Origin of the sequence: Citrobacter sp. Ca225 (genome assembly GCF_030337175.1) — a bacterium.
Lineage (GTDB): Bacteria > Pseudomonadota > Gammaproteobacteria > Enterobacterales > Enterobacteriaceae > Citrobacter_A > Citrobacter_A amalonaticus.
Map to the genome: position 1 here is coordinate 99,592 of NZ_JAOWCD010000057.1, position 17,826 is coordinate 117,417.

The 17,826-nt window shown below is 52.4% G+C and carries 23 protein-coding genes; 6 read left to right on the forward strand and 17 right to left on the reverse strand.

Features of this window, described 5'->3' with window-relative positions; translation table 11 throughout:
• Positions 1–236: 236 nt before the first annotated feature.
• From OGW13_RS06205 to OGW13_RS06260, 12 genes are all read right to left on the reverse strand, one after another.
• On the reverse strand, positions 237–875 hold the full coding sequence (locus OGW13_RS06205; RefSeq protein WP_064165005.1) for a hypothetical protein: 639 nt from the start codon (positions 873–875) through the stop codon (positions 237–239).
• Positions 876–878: 3 nt separating this feature from the next.
• Entirely contained in the window at positions 879–1,877 is a 999-nt protein-coding gene (locus OGW13_RS06210) for an ImmA/IrrE family metallo-endopeptidase (RefSeq protein ID WP_052929074.1), read from the reverse strand.
• 158 nt (positions 1,878–2,035) lie between these two features.
• Complete coding sequence (locus OGW13_RS06215) at positions 2,036–4,390, reverse strand: replication endonuclease (RefSeq protein ID WP_287115808.1); 2,355 nt, start codon at positions 4,388–4,390, stop codon at positions 2,036–2,038.
• On the reverse strand, positions 4,390–4,695 hold the full coding sequence (locus tag OGW13_RS06220) for a DUF4406 domain-containing protein (protein ID WP_048275531.1): 306 nt from the start codon (positions 4,693–4,695) through the stop codon (positions 4,390–4,392). Before OGW13_RS06220 ends, OGW13_RS06215 begins: the two co-directional genes overlap by 1 nt.
• Entirely contained in the window at positions 4,695–5,666 is a 972-nt protein-coding gene (locus tag OGW13_RS06225) for a DNA adenine methylase (protein WP_000620903.1), read from the reverse strand. The genes OGW13_RS06220 and OGW13_RS06225 overlap by 1 nt, the downstream gene beginning before the upstream one ends.
• A gap of 1 nt (position 5,667) precedes the next feature.
• Positions 5,668–5,880, reverse strand: coding sequence for a hypothetical protein (locus tag OGW13_RS06230; RefSeq protein ID WP_000166617.1), 213 nt, complete (start codon positions 5,878–5,880; stop codon positions 5,668–5,670).
• Between the two features lie 42 nt (positions 5,881–5,922).
• Positions 5,923–6,105, reverse strand: coding sequence for a DUF3927 family protein (locus OGW13_RS06235; protein WP_000946669.1), 183 nt, complete (start codon positions 6,103–6,105; stop codon positions 5,923–5,925).
• Positions 6,105–6,539 (reverse strand): tellurite resistance TerB family protein, encoded by a 435-nt coding sequence (locus OGW13_RS06240; RefSeq protein WP_000482341.1) that lies wholly within the window; start codon positions 6,537–6,539, stop codon positions 6,105–6,107. Before OGW13_RS06240 ends, OGW13_RS06235 begins: the two co-directional genes overlap by 1 nt.
• Positions 6,540–6,633: 94 nt before the next feature.
• Positions 6,634–6,864 carry a phage filamentation protein Fil family protein gene (locus tag OGW13_RS06245; RefSeq protein WP_048275527.1) on the reverse strand — a complete coding sequence of 77 codons (231 nt, stop codon included), beginning with the start codon at positions 6,862–6,864 and terminating at the stop codon, positions 6,634–6,636.
• On the reverse strand, positions 6,854–7,060 hold the full coding sequence (locus OGW13_RS06250) for a DUF4761 family protein (RefSeq protein ID WP_000290619.1): 207 nt from the start codon (positions 7,058–7,060) through the stop codon (positions 6,854–6,856). The genes OGW13_RS06245 and OGW13_RS06250 overlap by 11 nt, the downstream gene beginning before the upstream one ends.
• Before the next feature lie 10 nt (positions 7,061–7,070).
• Positions 7,071–7,274: a hypothetical protein gene (locus OGW13_RS06255; protein ID WP_016246742.1), complete on the reverse strand. Its 204-nt coding sequence runs from the start codon at positions 7,272–7,274 to the stop codon at positions 7,071–7,073.
• 10 nt (positions 7,275–7,284) lie between these two features.
• The gene (locus tag OGW13_RS06260) at positions 7,285–7,566 is read right to left on the reverse strand and encodes a Cox family DNA-binding protein (RefSeq protein WP_238058969.1); all 282 of its coding nucleotides are present in this window, start codon (positions 7,564–7,566) and stop codon (positions 7,285–7,287) included.
• 100 nt (positions 7,567–7,666) lie between these two features.
• Here OGW13_RS06260 and OGW13_RS06265 point away from each other — a divergent pair, with 100 nt between their 5' ends.
• Positions 7,667–7,987, forward strand: a complete 321-nt coding sequence (locus OGW13_RS06265) for a helix-turn-helix domain-containing protein (protein WP_000229411.1) — start codon at positions 7,667–7,669, stop codon at positions 7,985–7,987.
• Positions 7,988–8,056: 69 nt separating this feature from the next.
• Complete coding sequence (locus tag OGW13_RS06270) at positions 8,057–9,037, forward strand: phage integrase (protein WP_287115809.1); 981 nt, start codon at positions 8,057–8,059, stop codon at positions 9,035–9,037.
• A gap of 177 nt (positions 9,038–9,214) precedes the next feature.
• Here OGW13_RS06270 and cpxP read toward each other — a convergent pair whose 3' ends face one another.
• Positions 9,215–9,715 carry a cell-envelope stress modulator CpxP gene (gene cpxP, locus OGW13_RS06275; protein ID WP_043001792.1) on the reverse strand — a complete coding sequence of 167 codons (501 nt, stop codon included), beginning with the start codon at positions 9,713–9,715 and terminating at the stop codon, positions 9,215–9,217.
• Positions 9,716–9,865: 150 nt separating this feature from the next.
• Between cpxP and cpxR the strand changes: the two genes are divergently transcribed.
• Positions 9,866–10,564: an envelope stress response regulator transcription factor CpxR gene (cpxR, locus tag OGW13_RS06280; protein ID WP_001033731.1), complete on the forward strand. Its 699-nt coding sequence runs from the start codon at positions 9,866–9,868 to the stop codon at positions 10,562–10,564.
• The gene (gene cpxA, locus OGW13_RS06285; RefSeq protein WP_044257455.1) at positions 10,561–11,934 is read left to right on the forward strand and encodes an envelope stress sensor histidine kinase CpxA; all 1,374 of its coding nucleotides are present in this window, start codon (positions 10,561–10,563) and stop codon (positions 11,932–11,934) included. Before cpxR ends, cpxA begins: the two co-directional genes overlap by 4 nt.
• A gap of 116 nt (positions 11,935–12,050) precedes the next feature.
• Here the strand turns inward: cpxA and yiiM are convergent, their stop codons facing one another.
• Positions 12,051–12,725, reverse strand: coding sequence for a 6-hydroxyaminopurine reductase (gene yiiM / locus OGW13_RS06290; RefSeq protein ID WP_287115813.1), 675 nt, complete (start codon positions 12,723–12,725; stop codon positions 12,051–12,053).
• 152 nt (positions 12,726–12,877) lie between these two features.
• Here yiiM and OGW13_RS06295 point away from each other — a divergent pair, with 152 nt between their 5' ends.
• Positions 12,878–13,768 (forward strand): dihydrodipicolinate synthase family protein, encoded by an 891-nt coding sequence (locus OGW13_RS06295; RefSeq protein ID WP_044257454.1) that lies wholly within the window; start codon positions 12,878–12,880, stop codon positions 13,766–13,768.
• An 85-nt stretch (positions 13,769–13,853) separates the two neighbouring features.
• Here the strand turns inward: OGW13_RS06295 and kdgT are convergent, their stop codons facing one another.
• Both kdgT and sodA read right to left on the reverse strand, forming a co-directional pair.
• Complete coding sequence (gene kdgT / locus OGW13_RS06300) at positions 13,854–14,837, reverse strand: 2-keto-3-deoxygluconate transporter (protein ID WP_044328279.1); 984 nt, start codon at positions 14,835–14,837, stop codon at positions 13,854–13,856.
• A gap of 193 nt (positions 14,838–15,030) precedes the next feature.
• Positions 15,031–15,651, reverse strand: coding sequence for a superoxide dismutase [Mn] (gene sodA, locus OGW13_RS06305; protein ID WP_044257452.1), 621 nt, complete (start codon positions 15,649–15,651; stop codon positions 15,031–15,033).
• A 286-nt stretch (positions 15,652–15,937) separates the two neighbouring features.
• Between sodA and rhaT the strand changes: the two genes are divergently transcribed.
• Positions 15,938–16,972, forward strand: coding sequence for an L-rhamnose/proton symporter RhaT (rhaT, locus tag OGW13_RS06310; protein WP_042998900.1), 1,035 nt, complete (start codon positions 15,938–15,940; stop codon positions 16,970–16,972).
• Here rhaT and rhaR read toward each other — a convergent pair.
• Positions 16,969–17,817, reverse strand: coding sequence for an HTH-type transcriptional activator RhaR (gene rhaR, locus OGW13_RS06315; protein WP_042998899.1), 849 nt, complete (start codon positions 17,815–17,817; stop codon positions 16,969–16,971). The two genes, rhaT and rhaR, sit on opposite strands and share 4 nt — an antisense overlap.
• Positions 17,818–17,826 lie beyond the last annotated feature (9 nt).

The window sequence follows — 17,826 nt, forward strand, 5'->3', positions numbered from 1 at the left end:
CGCGAAAATCGGCGCAGATAATACCGACCCTATCCCACCCCTCAGCGCGCGCTCATTCCCCCGCCTCGCCCGCACGCAGAAACCCCGCTTTTTTGTGCAAATGTGCAGACCACCGGAAGGCCCGCCCCGTCTGGTCTGCACTGACAATACGAATGCCGAAATTTTTGTGCATTTACGTGCAATTTTTTGCATTGTTTTTGATGCAATAAAAAAGGGCTTTGTTAGCCCTTAATTTTTTATCTTCCCCACTCCCGATCAGGAAGTCGATCTTTGAAGGCAAGGTAATCGTAAAACTCACGAGTATGGGAAAAAATACATTCGCACATTGCAGCGCCTGCGTTTGAAAGAGCCAATTTCAACATGCCGTCAGGTTTTGGATTACTCACCAAATTTTCATAAACTTGAGCCTGATCTGTACCGTGGACACATAGCAAAAGTGACGACTCAAATGTAACAACGGCATCCAATAAGCGCTGATGCACTACGGCAAGGGCTGGTTGGTTTGCAACAATTGCATTCAAACAGCGGCGATCACCTGTCATGAAGATGGCTTCCGGGTTCTCTATGCACGATGCAAGCAATAGCTGTTCGCCTACATCAATTCCGGGCACACTCCCCAAAAGCTCAATAAGCTGTGAGTCCTGAACTTCTGGGATATCCTGCACAGATTCGATGAAGGCACCCACCTGCTCGTAAACAACCTGACTACCACACTTCCTGATTGCTTTATCAGGATTTTTTGGCAGAAGCTGAAAACGAGCAGCAGGGTTAATGAAGATCTGTTCGGGGGGTTGATTAAAAACCACTGGCAGTTGTGATAACAGATTGCACTGGGCCAGCTTCAAAATGACATCATTGTCAGAAAGAACAATCACTTATTATTCCCCGATTAGATTTTCTAAAACCTTAAGATCATCTTCGTGAATATTTTCTAAATCCATCCCGCTTTTCATCATGGCCCTCACAAAATCCTGATCTGAGTCTTCACCAGCGCAGAGTGATTTAACAGCGTTAACAGCAACGCCCCAGCAGTTCTGCGCGAAACCATAATTTAAAGCGATGTGAGTTGGGTCAATGTGATTATCACTTCCAAACTTTTGAGCCGCGCGAGCCAAGCCTGGCCCATTCAACCTGCCAGCGGTAGGAACGATACGTAAAGACTTCTGCCCCGAAATGACCTGGAAGGCGAACTCGTTGGCTTCTTTCTCTACGTTGTCCGTCGAAGCATTCTCAATTTTTGCATCAATATGGCACTGCCCGTTTTCTGCGTTCAGATGCCCTCTGGCGATATGGCCTAACTCATGCGCGAGATCAAACAGCATATAGCCGTATTTCTGAGGCTGAGTAAGAACAATCACCGGGCGCCCGTGACTCATTAGTGCCAGCCCGGCCATTTTTTTGGCAGCTTGAGGGAAGCATTTTAGATAAACAACAGGAATGCCAATCGAATGACAGTATGTTACTAGGCTATCTAGCGACACCCATGATTCCTTAGTAAGAATCTGGGTTCGTATCGCCAAAGGATCCAGCACTGCACTGGCATCGTAAGGGACTTTGAAATTAGACGCGACAATACCGGCCGCAGTATAGGCAACAGCAGTAGCGATATCTAAATCGTTCTCGGCTACATTTTGGCGATGTTTATATTTATGGTTTCCACCAAAGTTAAAGCATACCCCTTCGCTACCATCTTTCAGGCTATCCGGGAGAATGCTAAACATACGCGCAAGGTGCAGGCACGCATACTGGCGCCCTGATGGGGTGTCAGCAAGCTTCTCATCCCACCAGTCAGGCAACAACCTGCGGATGTAAGAGAGATTAAACCCGGCCCGGCCGAATTTAGAATATATCTGACTCATCTGATTATGGTTCGTCATAAGAGCCTCCTAACTGCGTGTGTAAGCGAAATGCCATTTATTATTAGCTTAGTTATGACACAAAAGCGCGCACACTATAAGCAGAAAACGGCGAAAGTCATAACTATTTCGGTTGTGCGGAAAATGGGTAATTGCTTCTTAGAGCGGCTTATATCGGCTTAGTTCCGCGAAAATGCTGCTTTCATCCTGTTCACAAGATCGCTTGTTTTTTGCTTCGCCGCCATCACTTGCGACGGCAGCTTATCCAGCCCCGACGCGGCGCGGTTGCACGATACCAGCCGCCCGTCCTGCACGGTCATAACAAGATCGCCGCACGCCACTGACGCACCGGCCATGATCGATCTGACCATTCCGGCGCTGGCATCAATCCCACGTAGCGCCAGCAGTTCACTGATCTGCTGCTCTTTCACGGATAGCCCGGCCCCGCCTTCCCGTTCCGGTGGCTGCGTTTTCCGCTTGGCGCGTACATCGTCACTTAACCGCTGCGCCAGTTCCCGCTTTTCTTGCCGTGAAAGAGCATCAAAATTCACCGTCTCGCCCACTTCGTGATCGGCATGTTCAACACCGTCAGCACCTGCCGCGGGATCCCGCGTACAGTTATTGACAGAACTCCGAGGGGCGGCGCTGCCGCCTGAAAAACCAACGTCAACGGCCACACCGTCAGCGCTCTGGCGCTTCGGCACGATTTTGTATTGAGTGGTGCGGGTGAAGATCAAAGAGTCATTGCCCGTAATCGGGCAGTAAATACCAGTGATTCGCTGGACGTTATCACCGTAGGCGTTGCCGTTTTCAGTGGTTTCATAGTTCAGACGGATGCGCAGCTTATCGCGCTCAACCAACGGGCCACCCTGGGCTAATACGTAGTTATCCCATTCGCCACCGTTAGCGGCCTGCCGGGCGGTTTCCAGTTCAGGGTGTAACACCAGTTCGCGATCGCCCAGGCGGCGAAGTTCCCGATATACCGTGACCGGCGCACCGCCGATCTGCTGAAACTGGCGAATAGCCCAGCGCGATGCCCACGCACTAACGCGGAGTGACATTTCTTTCAGGTCTTCCCCGGTTTCGTCGTCCTTCTCACCATCCAGCGCGAAGCCGTCGATATTCTTCGAAATGTATTTCGCTATGTAGCCGGTTGCGCTGCCGTGGGCATCGTCGATCGGCACAACCTGAAAGCGGTTTTCCTGCGCTCCCGGTTCGTTGCCGTCTTCTTTCAGGGCATATTTACAGAAGATTTCGCGCGCCTGCTCGACGCATTCCGGGCGCATAAAAAGAAGTAAATGCCAGTGGGGCGTTGCATCGTGGTGCGGTTCGACCACGCGGAAACCAAAGACGCGGATCCCTTTTCTCTTCCAAGCTGCGCGGGTTCTCGCCCAGACTTTGCAAAGATATTGCTGCGTCTCGCGCGGCGACGCGCCACAGTATTTATTATTGCGGCGCCCGTTATGCTGCATGGAGTGGTAACGGGAAGGTGCTGTCAGCGTGTAGAAATCACCGGCCAACCCTTCCAGCTTCGCCAGATCTTCAAAGCCGCGCATTCTCGTCATGAGTTCGCGGCGACGGTTGGCCGGATTGGCAACACTGCCGGCGACTTTATCGATCAGTGAAATGCGCTCGCCCGTGTCCTGGTCTTCCAGTTCCATAGCCTTGAGGTATTCACGGTTAGCCTTTTTCTGGGCCAGCCATTCCGTAAGGCACGGGGCGCTACTGTATGGGGAAGATTTTTTCTGGACGTATCCCGCTGCGATCATCAAATGCTCACGCCACCGGGCATGGATACGGCGCAGGCGGTTTAACCACCACTGCGGTGACTCAAGACGGAGAACCGCGCGTAACGCGTCCTCCGCTTCAAGTTCTTCATTGCAATATGCTGTCCAACCTGGGATCGGCGTTTTCAGATGCACCGCCAGCGACGCAATACGGCCATAGCCAGAAAGCGCCGCGAACTCAGGATCGCCGGTGCGCGCCAACTGGTGATCGGACTCGCGTATAAACTCGCTCGTAAAGATATCGGCAAGCGTATAAGCCAGTCTTTTTAACTCTTTTTTCCCTGCCCAAAGCATACGGAAAAGCTGATCGCGGATTGGTAGCAGAATGCCGGGCATCACAGTGTCAGGCTGGTAAACACTGTTGACGCTATCAATACGCGTTAATACGTGGCGCTCAAAGGTATTAACCAGCCAGAGATCTGCCGCTTTACGGTCTTTCGCGTCCAGCGCATCCAGCTTCGCGGCAAAGTGACGGCGGATATACTGCGGAAGAGAAGCCAGACGGCGACGCAGCAGCTTACTGCGTTCCGGCTTTTCGTCTTCCGCTACCAGTTCACTGAACGCAATATGCTTACGCGTGCCGTCCGGCGTGAGATAGTCGAAACCATCCAGCCCCGGCGCTACATCAACGCCAATCGGCTGGTATGGTTTGTTCCCGCCATAAGCGTAAGGGATAGCATTGTCAGCGCTACCCGGATACGGTGGAGGTGGAGAGGGCGCGCGACGGCCACGGGTTACGGCGGTCATTACGCCCCCGTGAACCGATCGATCGTCTGGTGCTGGATCTTCAACCCCAGCTTTTGAGCTAACGCGTATTCTGCTCTTGCCCCGGCAGACTGCTGCCAGCCATCCAGCAAGAAGATCTCGTCAGCACAACGCAACATGGCGAAGCAAATATCCATGTATTCCGCCTGCTCTAATCCATCCGGCAAAATCGCCGGATTAAGGGCAACGTTTCCGCGTCGCACTACGTGCCCGGCTGCACGGTTAAATGCCTGCCGATTGAATCCAGGCAAACCGCTCATCGGGCCAGCGATATAAATTTTTGCCATTAAAAAGCCTCCAGATCGTCAAACGTGCCCGCCGCAACCATCGCGTTGTAAGTCGCATCACCCATCACGGCGCCACAATCAGGGCAACCGCCGCCGTAACGCCCGCAGCAGTCGCAGACAGGCAGCACGCCGATCACTTCTTTGGCCTTCTGTCGGTTGTCTTTGTCAGTGCTGACGGAACGTTGCACGCTGATTTCGTGCATCTTGAAGGGCTGATAAATCGCGCGGGTGGCTTCGGTGTCGCTGTTGGAAATGACGACCTTCACGCCATGCTTACGGTTAACTTCCAGCAGTGCCTGGACTAACTGGCGGTGGTTGTCTTCCGTGAATGGTTCGGTGTGGTATTGGGTAAAATCGGCTGTTTTGCTTTCAGGCAGGTAAGGCGGATCGCAGTAAACGAGAACATCGCCACCCGTGACGACCTGTAGAGAACGCTGGAACGGCGCGCAAAGAAATATTGCCTTTGTATCGTTGGCCTTTTCGGCAAACAGGCGGATTTCATTTTCTGGAAAGTAGACGCTCTTATACTTGCCAAACGGCACGTTAAAGCCGGTCTTCCGGCTGTATCGGCATAAGCCGTTATAACCGTGGCGATTCAGATACAGGAATTGAGCAGCGCGCATAATGCACGCCATTTCAGCGCCATAACGCAACCCACCGCTTTTTACCGTACCCACCTGCTTATTGAACGCGGCGCGGACTTCGTTGTATCCCTGCGGGCTGTTCTTACTGTTGAACAGTTCGCGGGCCGCATCGATCACTAAGTCCGGGTAACGGGTGACTTCCCGATACAGGTTAATAAGATCCGGGTTGATATCAGCCAGCACATAGCGGCGGTATTCAGTCGCCAGAAATACCGACGCGCCGCCTACGAACGGTTCGATCAGGCAGTCGGCTGTAGGAAGGTGTGGCAGCAGGTCAGGAAGGACACGGGTTTTACCCCCTGCCCATTTGATGAACGGGCGGATCATTTTATAGGACTCCGTAAGGGGAAGATGGAACAGCCGGACGCTGCAACGCCGTGGTAAGGCGCTGGCGCATGTCGTCGATAAAGCAGGAAACAGAGGGATCGTCAGAAGAAAGGGTTAACTCACCATCGCGGCGGGTTTTAATCGTCAGCCCTTCACGCTCAACAGCAGGTAAGAGAACGTGCAGGATGAAGTTATATTGATCGCGTTTAGTCATGATTCGAAGCCTCAGAAATTGCCGGGTTTCCCCGGCAATCTGTTACTGGTGATCCGCTGATTGGTTAGCTGACTTGAGGGCAGGCCAGACAAGGAGAAGAAGAGCGCCAACGAAGAAGGCGTCGCCAATCACCGAAAGCAGGTAGCTGGTGAAATCCACTGCTACGACCATGAAGGCCAACAGCAGGGCCAGCGCCGGACGTAGTGAATCCAGCACGCGCAGCATCAGAGATAATCCTCAACACGCAGCCCCAGACGGCGCCCGACCTCTTCCAGCACCTTCTGTTCTTCTGGTTCGATCTGGCCGTCCGCTTCGGCGATAGTCAGCATGTTGACGAAGACTTCTTCGGCTTCTTTCGGATCGTTTTTGATGTCGTCGATTTCGCGCAAAATGTTCATGCGGCCAACGCGGAAGCCAGCTTCAAGCTGTTCCGTATAGCGGTTGATGGTGGATGTAATTTCATTGCCGAAATGCGCAAGGCGCGGGTTAGAGCGGATAAGCTGATCCAGCTTGCTGGTTTCTTCTTTTTCGATCTCGCCATCGGCGGCAGATACCAAAAGACAACCGCCGACAATAGCTTCCATAAGATCGCGATTTTCCACTTTCTTAAGTTCAACTTTTGCCGCTGCTACTTTTTTTCCAAACAGTTTATTAAACATGCTATTTATCCTTTTTAGGATGAGTGAAAGCGCCATCACTTAATTAAGTAACGTCAGTGAAGACTGTTTTTTAATTACTATTTAACTGGCGTTGTTAGCCGATTAAATCTCTCAAAGAATTAACAAGGTTAAAAAGCAATCCTTTGTTTATCTTCTTCGTATAAACAAAGGGCTTACTCATTCCCTTAATAAATTGAACCTTGCTAGGCTCAGGTTTAAAGAATTGCCCGTCTGGTGTTTCCAGCCAGCCGCGTGAGTTTTTGAAGTGTGTAACCTGGCACCCGTGCTTAAGCAGGCTTGCCAGTGATGGGCCTTCATCGTGCATTACTGCCCCCTTGCTTATACATCTGATCAACCGTGCGCATGGCTTCCGCTAAAGCAAAGTCACGCCCGTAATAATCGCCATTGCTGGAAATACGATAAGAGTGCTTAAACGTAAATGGATTACGCGGGCACTTTTGAATCGTGAAGCCACGATATAAATATGAGTGACGACTTAACTGTATTAATTGCACAGCCACAAAATCCCCCTCACATTCCCAATTTAAGCAATTCACCATCAACATGGCGGGCCACGTCTTTGGTTATTTTCTTAATCAGCTTTTTATCCCTGATCATAAATTCGCCGCTATTGGTGCGAATCATGAAGCCCGTTTGCATATCTTTTAAATGGGTGTCCAGAATGTCGTTGCATTCACGCACCCGGTTTTCGTGGTTGGCTGTTTTCTGGCTCATCGCGATAACCTCAAAGACCGATCCACAGCAACCAAGCGTCGCGCTGCTCTCTCGGACGGTTGTAGTAGGCGTCACGCATTGCACGATTGAACTCAGGAATATAGATCCAGTTCTCAGCACGGGCGCCCAGGCTTTCCGGGTTCTTCCACGGGATGATCGGCAACTTACCATCATCAATCATGCTCTTAACCGTGGCGGGCTTCTTACCGATTAACTCGGCAAATTTAGGGTATGGAACCGCGTCAACGGCGTGACGCACTTCAATGAACCCCTCCAACTCTTTCTCTGTCATGTGTCATAATCCCCAACGGCGCTAGGCGCTTATTTCGGCTTGTAACTGCTTATATTGGCGGTTGCTCATGGTAGAGATTACCACCCTTAAGGAGAATGTTATGGTAGAGATCCCTACCCCGTCAAGCGGCGTGGGTGAAAAAATCAGAGCTATCAGGGATGCGGAGGGGTTAACAAGGCAGCAATTCTTTGAATTAACAGGAATACCTGCTGGCACGCAGAAGTATTACGAGACAGGAAGAGTGGAGAGTATTGGTAGCGATATCTTGCTTAAGATCACTCAGCATTCACGTTTCGCAAAATACACGCTCTGGCTTATGACAGATAAGACCGCCCCTCAAGCTGGTCAAATCGCACCGGCCCTCGCACACATTGGGCCAGAGTCAACTGGATCAGACCGCTCCGAGAAACAAACTGGTTAACTGTTTATAAACATTACATTTTCACTATCTGTTATCAGGATGGGGAAATAAACGCCGGAGGGCTTTCTTATGTCGATTAAGAAGCTCGAAGGTGGTCAATATGAAGTGGACGTATGGCCGCGCGGACGTAACGGAAAACGTATCCGCAGGCGATTTGAGAAGAAACAAGAGGCAGTTCTTTTTGAGCGTTATGTATTAGCCAACGCCGACAAAAAAGAATGGCTGGGCGCGAGCGTTGACCGCCGCACCTTAAGTGAGTTGTTAGATACCTGGTGGCTGCTGTATGGACAGACTCAGGAAAATGGCGAGATTGAAAAGCGGCACCTGAATAAAACAATCAGGGCGCTGGGTGATCCAGCCGTTAACCGACTGAACAAACGAATGATTGCACAGCACCGAAGCCAACGGCTGGAAGACGGTATCAGCGCAGCAACGATCAACCGGGATATTTACCGTTTGTCCGGGATGTTCAGCACGTTGATAAAGCTGGAAGAGTTCAGAAAGGAAAACCCCTGCAAGGGTCTGGAACCACTGAAAGAAGCGCTGCCAGCTATGACCTATCTCGCCAAATCAGAGATCAGCAGATTGCTGGATACTCTGACCGGCGATGATCGACGCGTAGCACTGCTATGCCTCAGCACTGGCGCTCGTTGGGGTGAAGGCAGCACACTGCGAGGTGAGCAGGTTAACCACGGGCGCGTAACGTTCCTTAAGACCAAAAACGGGAAAAAGCGTACGGTTCCGATTTCGGAAGAACTGGAAAAAGAGATCAAGACCAGCGACACCGGGCCACTGTTCAAAGTTGACTATGAAAACTTCTGCGAACAGCTCAGACAGGTTAAGCCCGATTTACCACGCGGGCAGGCCACGCACGTGCTTCGGCATACGTTCGCAAGCTGGTTCATGATGAACGGTGGGAACATTATTGCGTTACAGCAAATTCTTGGGCACGCCAGCATACAACAGACGATGGTTTATGCTCACCTAGCACCTGATTACCTGCAACACGCAGTAACGTTAAACCCTCTCGGCGGTGGTCTGGCGGTGTGACAATGTTGTCTACATCTTGTCTACACCCGTAACGCTATATCCTTCTTGTAACTGCTTATGGCTGTTGAAAGGAGGATTGATTTATAAGGGATTTTTTCTAAGTACCTGATAAAAAAAACCCCCACATCATGTGGGGGAAGACAGGGATGGTGTCTATGGCAAGGAAAACAGGGTTTACTACTGGGAACGTGAGTTGCTACTACTCAATAACTTCAACGAAGAACTTTTTTGCCAGTGCGTCACGTCGCGCAATTGCTCCATTCTTTGTTGGTGCTTCTCGTTTAAAACCGCTTGCTGCTCGGGGGTAAGCAGGCGATACATCTGGTTGCGAACGCGGGCCATTTCGACCTGTCTGGCAACCTGTGCCTGCGCCATTTTTTCTGCCTGAGCGCGTACAGCGGTTTCATCAAAATTTTCTGCAGTAATAAGACGATGCATCGTCTCCATTTCGCTAACATTAACAGGCGGCTGCTCATGGCGGGCCTGTTGCATCAGATCTCTCATCTGTTGACGTTGATGTTCGGTTAAACTTATGCCGTCAAACATATGGCTCTGTACAGTGCGCGGCGCAGAGGATTCTCCCGGGTGCCAGTTATCGCCTGTAACGACTTCAGCTGCATGGCTAACCGTACTGAGTGCCAGCGTTGAGGCCATGACGGCAGCGGTAACTTTGCGCATCATTTGCTCCCAAAATCTTTTCTGTCGCGATTCAACGAGAGACAGTTTACGATTCGGGCTGCAAACATGCGTCAGGGGGTGTAAAACAACGTAAAGTCATGGATTAGCGACGCCTGATGACGTAATTTCTGCCTCGGAGGTACTTAAACAATGAATAAAATCCTGTTAGTTGATGATGACCGAGAGCTGACTTCCCTGTTAAAGGAGCTGCTCGAAATGGAAGGCTTCAATGTGCTGGTTGCCCATGACGGGGAGCAGGCGCTTGAGCTTCTGGACGACAGCATTGATTTACTTTTGCTTGATGTGATGATGCCGAAGAAAAACGGTATCGATACGTTGAAAGCGCTTCGCCAGACACACCAGACGCCCGTAATTATGCTGACCGCCCGCGGCAGCGAACTGGATCGTGTACTCGGCCTTGAGCTGGGTGCAGATGACTATTTGCCGAAACCGTTTAACGATCGTGAACTGGTCGCCCGTATCCGCGCGATCCTGCGTCGTTCGCACTGGAGCGAGCAGCAGCAGAGCAGCGATAACGGCTCGCCGACGCTGGAAGTGGATGCCCTTAGCCTTAACCCGGGCCGCCAGGAAGCCAGCTTTGATGGTCAGACGCTGGAGTTAACTGGTACCGAATTCACCCTGCTCTATCTGCTGGCGCAGCATCTCGGCCAGGTGGTATCGCGTGAACATTTGAGCCAGGAAGTGCTGGGTAAACGCCTGACGCCTTTCGACCGTGCCATCGACATGCATATCTCCAACCTGCGGCGCAAACTGCCGGAGCGGAAAGACGGGCATCCGTGGTTTAAAACTCTGCGTGGTCGCGGCTATCTGATGGTTTCCGCTTCATGATAGGGAGCTTAACCGCGCGCATCTTTGCCATCTTCTGGTTGACGCTGGCACTGGTGTTGATGTTGGTACTGATGTTACCCAAGCTCGACTCACGCCAGATGACCGAGCTACTGGACAGCGAACAGCGCCAGGGGTTAATGATTGAGCAACACGTAGAAGCTGAACTCGCGAACGATCCACCCAATGATTTGATGTGGTGGCGTCGCCTGTTCCGTGCGATTGACAAGTGGGCGCCGCCAGGACAGCGGTTATTGCTTGTGACTACAGAAGGACGCGTGATCGGCGCTGAACGCAGCGAAATGCAGATCATTCGTAACTTTATTGGTCAGGCGGATAACGCCGATCATCCGCAGAAGAAAAAGTACGGTCGCGTTGAAATGGTGGGGCCCTTCTCCGTCAGAGACGGGGAAGATAACTACCAGCTTTACCTGATTCGACCAGCCAGCAGTTCCCAATCCGATTTTATCAACCTGCTGTTTGACCGCCCGCTGTTGTTGCTGATTGTCACGATGTTAGTCAGTTCTCCGCTGTTGTTATGGCTGGCGTGGAGCCTGGCAAAACCGGCACGTAAGTTGAAAAACGCGGCGGATGAGGTGGCTCAGGGTAACCTGCGTCAGCATCCGGAACTGGAAGCCGGTCCGCAGGAATTTCTTGCCGCAGGCGCCAGCTTTAACCAGATGGTGACCGCGCTGGAGCGGATGATGACCACGCAACAGCGTCTGTTGTCTGATATCTCACACGAACTGAGAACCCCGCTCACCCGTTTGCAACTGGGGACCGCGCTGTTGCGTCGTCGCAGCGGCGAAAGTAAGGAGCTGGAGCGTATTGAGACGGAAGCGCAGCGTCTGGACAGCATGATCAACGATCTGCTGGTCATGTCGCGCAATCAGCAGAAAAATGCGCTGGTCAGCGAAACGATGAAAGCCAATCATTTGTGGGGTGAGGTGCTGGATAATGCCGCCTTTGAAGCCGAACAGATGGGCAAATCGCTTACGGTGAATTTCCCGCCGGGACCGTGGCCGCTGTACGGAAACCCGAACGCGCTGGAAAGTGCGCTGGAAAACATCGTCCGTAATGCCCTGCGCTATTCACACTCGAAGATTGAAGTCGGCTTCGCAGTGGATAAAGACGGAATTACGATCACGGTGGATGATGATGGTCCTGGCGTCAGCCCGGAAGACCGTGAGCAGATTTTCCGCCCGTTCTATCGCACCGATGAAGCACGCGATCGCGAATCCGGCGGCACCGGTCTGGGTCTGGCAATTGTAGAAACCGCCATTCAGCAGCATCGCGGCTGGGTGAAAGCCGAAGACAGCCCGCTGGGCGGTTTACGGCTGGTGATTTGGTTGCCGTTGTATAAACGTTCGTAACGGTATTGTGCCGGATAGTGGCGTAAACGCCTTATCCGGCCGACAAATCTCCACGAACGGTAGGTCGGATAAGCGTTGCGCCATCAGGCATTTTTTCCGTTGCCGGATAGCAGCGCTTATTTGCCCCACAAACGCCGGGATTGATCTTCGATTTTGCCGCTTAAACGGCGCTTTTGCATCGTTCGCGTCCAGCTCTTCGACAGCCCCGCCGCTGACAGTAAACGATGGTGCTGTTCATCATCAAAAGGCATATGCCAGGCTATGGCGATCGCCTCCTGTACGCTGACGTCGCTTACGCGGGAAACCAGCTCCAGTGGCGCATCGGCTGACACCATGCCTGGCGCAATCACACTACACAGCCAGCCCGTTTTGCCGCAGTTCTGCATCAGGCTCGCCATATCGCTAATACCAAAGTGGAAATTAAGCTTAAAGCACGGTGAGCGCGGCTGTGTGACCTGAATCAGCGCTTCGCCCCAACGGAAAATATCGCCAATATAGACATTGTGTTCCGTCAGGCCATCGGTAGAGAGGTTCTCACCAAACGCCGGGGCCACGAATTGATCCGCCTGATCGGGGAACTCCCGCGCCCAGTACAGATAATGTTCGCGCGGATAATGGCACAGCGCACGATCGGGCCCGCCGTGGATTTTCGTTTCTGCCTGTTCATCACCTTCCAGACCCAGTTCCGTCAGCATCAGTTCGCCATCGACCTGAATTTTGCCAATTGCACTGGGGCGGCTTCCCGCGTAGTCCTGAATCTTGCCGCTGAACACGTCTACTGGATATCGCATCTGGCCCTCTCCCTGATCAATTTGCCTTATTTAACCACAATTATTTTACCTCAACCGCGCAAAATGAGAGCAAGGTTCACACGACGCGCAAATATCCATGCTATCAATGGAAGTGATTTTGAAACGGCATTTCATAATAAGGAGTCAACAACGTGACAGGTCAAACGCAGTTTGCTGGCGTCTGGTGCCCCTCCATTACGCCAATGGATCAGGATGGTAATATCGATCTCAACGGTCTGAGCCAACACCTTCAACGCCTCACTGACGCAAAAATCGACGTGATTTTGCTGATGGGCAGTATCGGAGAGTTCGCTTCCTTCACCCTTGACGAACGCCTGCTGTTGATTCGCGAGGCGCGCGGCATGAGCCCATTGAAGATGGTAGCTAACGTCTCCTCCACCTGCATCCACGATGTCTTGCGGATGGCGCAGGAAGCGTATCGCACAGGCTACGATGCAGTGATGGTTCTGCCACCCTATTACTACGGTCAAACGCCGAAGCAACTGCTGAGCTACTTCCGCCAGTTGGGGCAAAAGCTCAGCGGGAAATGGTTTGCCTACAACTTCCCGCCGCGCACCGGCAGCGACTTAACGCCGGATCTGGTTGCCCAGCTTGCCAGCGAGTTCCCGAACTTTGCCGGGATCAAAGATACCGTTGACTGTCAGTCGCATACCCGCAGGATGATCGAGGCAACGCAGGCCGTGCGTAACGACTTTGCCGTCCTTTCAGGCTATGACGAGTACTTTATTCCTAATCTGCTGGCTGGCGGCGCGGGGATTATCTCTGGGCTCAACAATGTGATGCCGGAGCTGTTTGTCAGCGCGCGTGAGGCGTTCAAGGCCGGTGACCTGGCGGCCCTTCGCGACATTCAGCAGAAAATTGGCGTATACATGTCGATTTATGCCATCGGCGAAGATTTCGTCACCACCATCAAGACGGTGGTATCGCGCAAGTTTGGCTATTGCACAGGGGTTTCACGCAATGCGGGCGGCGAGTTGAACGAACACGATTGCCGGACGATTGATGAGGTGTTTGGTCGTTAATAGACAAGGCCCGGTGAGATTCACCAGGCCTTTTTATGACGCAAAAACAAGCCGGATAAGCGTAGCGCCATTCGGCATTATTGTATTATTTCACTGCATGCTGGATGTCGACTGCCGCCACTTTTGCTTTGACCTTCTTCGACCAGATGGAGGTGATAATCGGCACCAGGATTGATGTCACAATCACCGAGGTGGCGACCAGCGAAGTTGCAGCCGGTGCCATCGGTTTAAACGCGGGCACCATTTCTGCGATCAGTACCGGCGTCGCCACTGCAGCCCCTGCTGAGCTGGACGCCGCAATCCCTGCTGTACCGTCGCCACCGCCAATCAGTTTATCGGCAATAATCAGCGGAATACCGGTGACGATAATCACCGCCACACCCAACAGAATACCCAACAGACCGGTCTGTGCTATCACGCTCAGATCGATGGTGTTACCCAGCGCAAAGGCGAAGAAAGGGATCAGCGTCTGGACGGCTTTACTGAAGAATTCACGCAGTTCCGGGTCAAGGTTACCCAGCGTAAAGCCCACCAGGAAAGGCAGCACTGCGCCGACAAACACATGCGGTTCAAACGACGCAATCCCGGCCGTACCGAGGATGATCATCGTCATCAGCGGTCCGGACTCTAGCGACATCAGAACAAATGCCCCGGCCTCTTCTTTGGTGCCGTACTGTTGCATAATGGACGCGTACAGCCCGCCGTTGGTCATGTCCATTGCCGCAACCAGCGCCAGTGTCGACAGCCCGGCAAAGAATCCTGCCTCCACGCCATGTTCAGGAATAATCCGCGAGGCAATCGCCGCCACTACCCACGCCACGGCAATTTTAGTCACCACCAGCGTCCCGGACTTACGCAGGACGGTACCCGTCGCGCTTAGCTTGATGGAGGCTCCCATGCAGAAGAACCACACGGCCAGAATAGGCACCGTGCCGGTGATCATCCCGTTGGTGAATGAGCCAAAATATTTCCCCGCGTCAGGAGAGAACGTGTGACACAACGCGCCCAGGAACAGAGGGACGAGCATCATGCCACCAGGAATTTTTTCTATCGTGCGTTTAATCTGCATTTCCATCACCTTCCGATGTAAAGATGTGTCAACGATAGACATTCAGCACAATAATAAAAGTGATCCCAACCACACAATAAAACAATGTTTCAATTTTTGTGGATCGCTGTTTTTCATTCGATTTTGATCACAAAAAAACCCCACCGGCCACGCCGACGGGGTCATATAAACGCGATGTCTTGTTAAATAAGACTTATTTTTTTGCAGCGAAACGCGCAGCCGCTTCGTCCCAGTTCACCACGTTCCAGAACTCTTTGATGTAGTCCGGACGACGGTTCTGGAATTTCAGGTAGTAAGCGTGTTCCCACACGTCCAGGCCCACAATCGGGAAGCCAGACGCACCAGAAATCGCTTCACCCATCAGCGGGGAATCCTGGTTTGCGGTTGAAACGACCGCCAGCTTGTCGCCTTTCAGCACCAGCCAGGCCCAGCCGGAACCGAAACGGGTGGCGGCAGCTTTTTCGAATTCTGCTTTGAAGTTATCAACAGAGCCGAAATCACGTTCGATAGCCGCTTTCAGATCGCCCTGCAGGGTAGTGCCCTTTTTCAGGCCTTTCCAGAACAGGCTGTGGTTAGCGTGACCGCCCGCATTGTTACGCAGAACGGTTTTCTTGTCGGCCGGTACCTGATCCAGTTTAGCGATCAGCTCTTCAGCAGACAGGTTAGCGAATTCAGGCAGACTTTCCAGCGCCGCGTTGGCGTTGTTTACATAGGTCTGGTGGTGTTTGGTATGGTGAATTTCCATCGTCTGCTTATCGAAGTGCGGTTCCAGCGCATCATAAGCGTACGGCAGGGATGGCAGTGTATAACTCATAATCATCTCCATTATTGTCGAGCGGCCGGGTGTTAACGCCGCGTAAGCAGTTGGTTCATTATAGTTAATTAAATGATATTGAAAATGATTATCAATGCCGTACTTTTACTAAGGTTATTACATTAACGTCTATTGCTGATTATGTGAGCCATATCACCCACTTAACCGGGTCTTTGCCAGAAAGGGAAAATCGCGGCAATCGGCAAAAGGTTATACATCTGCGCAATTTTTAAACTCATGACGTCGGAAGGCTAGAAACGACGATAAAAACAATGAGGATGATGTGATGAGTAACGCGATTACGATGGGTATTTTTTGGCATTTGATAGGTGCGGCCAGTGCAGCCTGTTTCTATGCCCCGTTCAAACAAGTGAAACAGTGGTCATGGGAAACCATGTGGTCGGTCGGTGGGATTGTCTCGTGGCTGATCCTCCCGTGGACCATCAGCGCCATGCTGCTGCCTGACTTCTGGGCCTACTACAGTTCATTCAGCCTTTCCACTCTACTGCCGGTGTTTCTGTTCGGCGCCATGTGGGGCATCGGCAATATCAACTACGGTCTGACCATGCGCTACCTCGGCATGTCGATGGGGATTGGCATTGCCATCGGCATTACGCTGATTGTCGGTACGCTGATGACCCCTATCATCAACGGCAATTTTGATGTGTTGATTAACACCGAAGGCGGGCGTATGACGCTGCTCGGGGTGCTGGTTGCGCTGATTGGCGTCGGGATCGTCACCCGCGCGGGCCAGCTCAAAGAGCGTAAAATGGGCATCAAAGCCGAAGATTTCAACCTGAAAAAAGGGCTGTTGCTGGCGGTAATGTGCGGCATTTTCTCCGCGGGCATGTCGTTTGCGATGAACGCGGCGAAGCCGATGCATGAAGCCGCCGCGGCGCTGGGTGTAGACCCGCTGTATGTCGCCCTGCCGAGCTATGTAGTGATCATGGGCGGCGGCGCGTTGGTCAACCTGGGTTTCTGTTTTATTCGTCTGGCAAAAGTGAAAAACCTGTCGGTAAAAGCCGACTTCTCGCTGGCAAAATCGCTTATCATCACCAACGTGCTGCTGTCCGCGCTGGGTGGCCTGATGTGGTATTTGCAGTTCTTTTTCTACGCCTGGGGCCACGCGCGCATTCCGGCGCAATATGACTACATCAGTTGGATGCTGCACATGAGTTTCTACGTGCTGTGCGGTGGTATTGTCGGTCTGGTACTGAAAGAGTGGAACAACGCCGGGCGTCGTCCTGTCAGCGTCCTGAGTCTGGGATGTGTGGTGATCATCATCGCCGCCAACATTGTCGGTCTGGGTATGGCAAGCTAATCCGTTGAATTACTGAGATGACGCCACTGACTGGGCGTCATCCCGGTTTCCCGCGTAAACACCACAGAAAAGTAATTACTGTCTTCAAAGCCACACTTCATCGAAATCTCACCGATCATCAGACGGCTGTGCTGAAGTAAATATTGCGCATGACAGACGCGAACCTGGCGCTGATACTGGTTAATCGTCATTCCGGTCTGGCTACGAAACTGCTGGCGCAGCACGCGTTCACTGCACGCTTCCCGATCGCAGAAGACATCCAGCGCAAACGGACGCTCCAGACTGGCGGCCAGCGCGGTAATCAGTTTATCCAGCAGCGTTTCGCTGGAGGTCGCTGGCAGCGTGTCGGTCGCATAGCGATGACGCTTCAACGTCATCACCAGTTGGCCAAAGAGCAGTTCCGCCATGTCGTTGGCGATCGGATCGTGCTGGTTACTTTCATGCTCAAGCTGGCTTATCACCTGGCGCGCCTGCGTCATACCCACACTGCCCAGTCGCCAGTGCGGCTGTCGCGGTGTGCCGTTAAAACCCGGGATCGCGCTCTCCCAGCCCAGATTCAGCTTTAACCGCTCCGGGCAATAGATGATGTTTTGTAACACGAGATCGTTAACGGAGGTGTAAGAGTGCTTGTCTTCGGCGCGAATATAAAACAGATCGCCACGGGTGATGCGATAGGGACGGTCATTGAGCACATGCAGACCATTGCCGCGCCAGACGATCACCAGCTCACAAAAATCATGCGTATGTTCGGCAAACACATCCTGCGGATAGCGATCGGCGACAGCGACGGCCTGTCCGGCATTCGCAAAGAAGTCATCTTTTAGAAGAATCAGTTGATTCGCCACCTGAATATT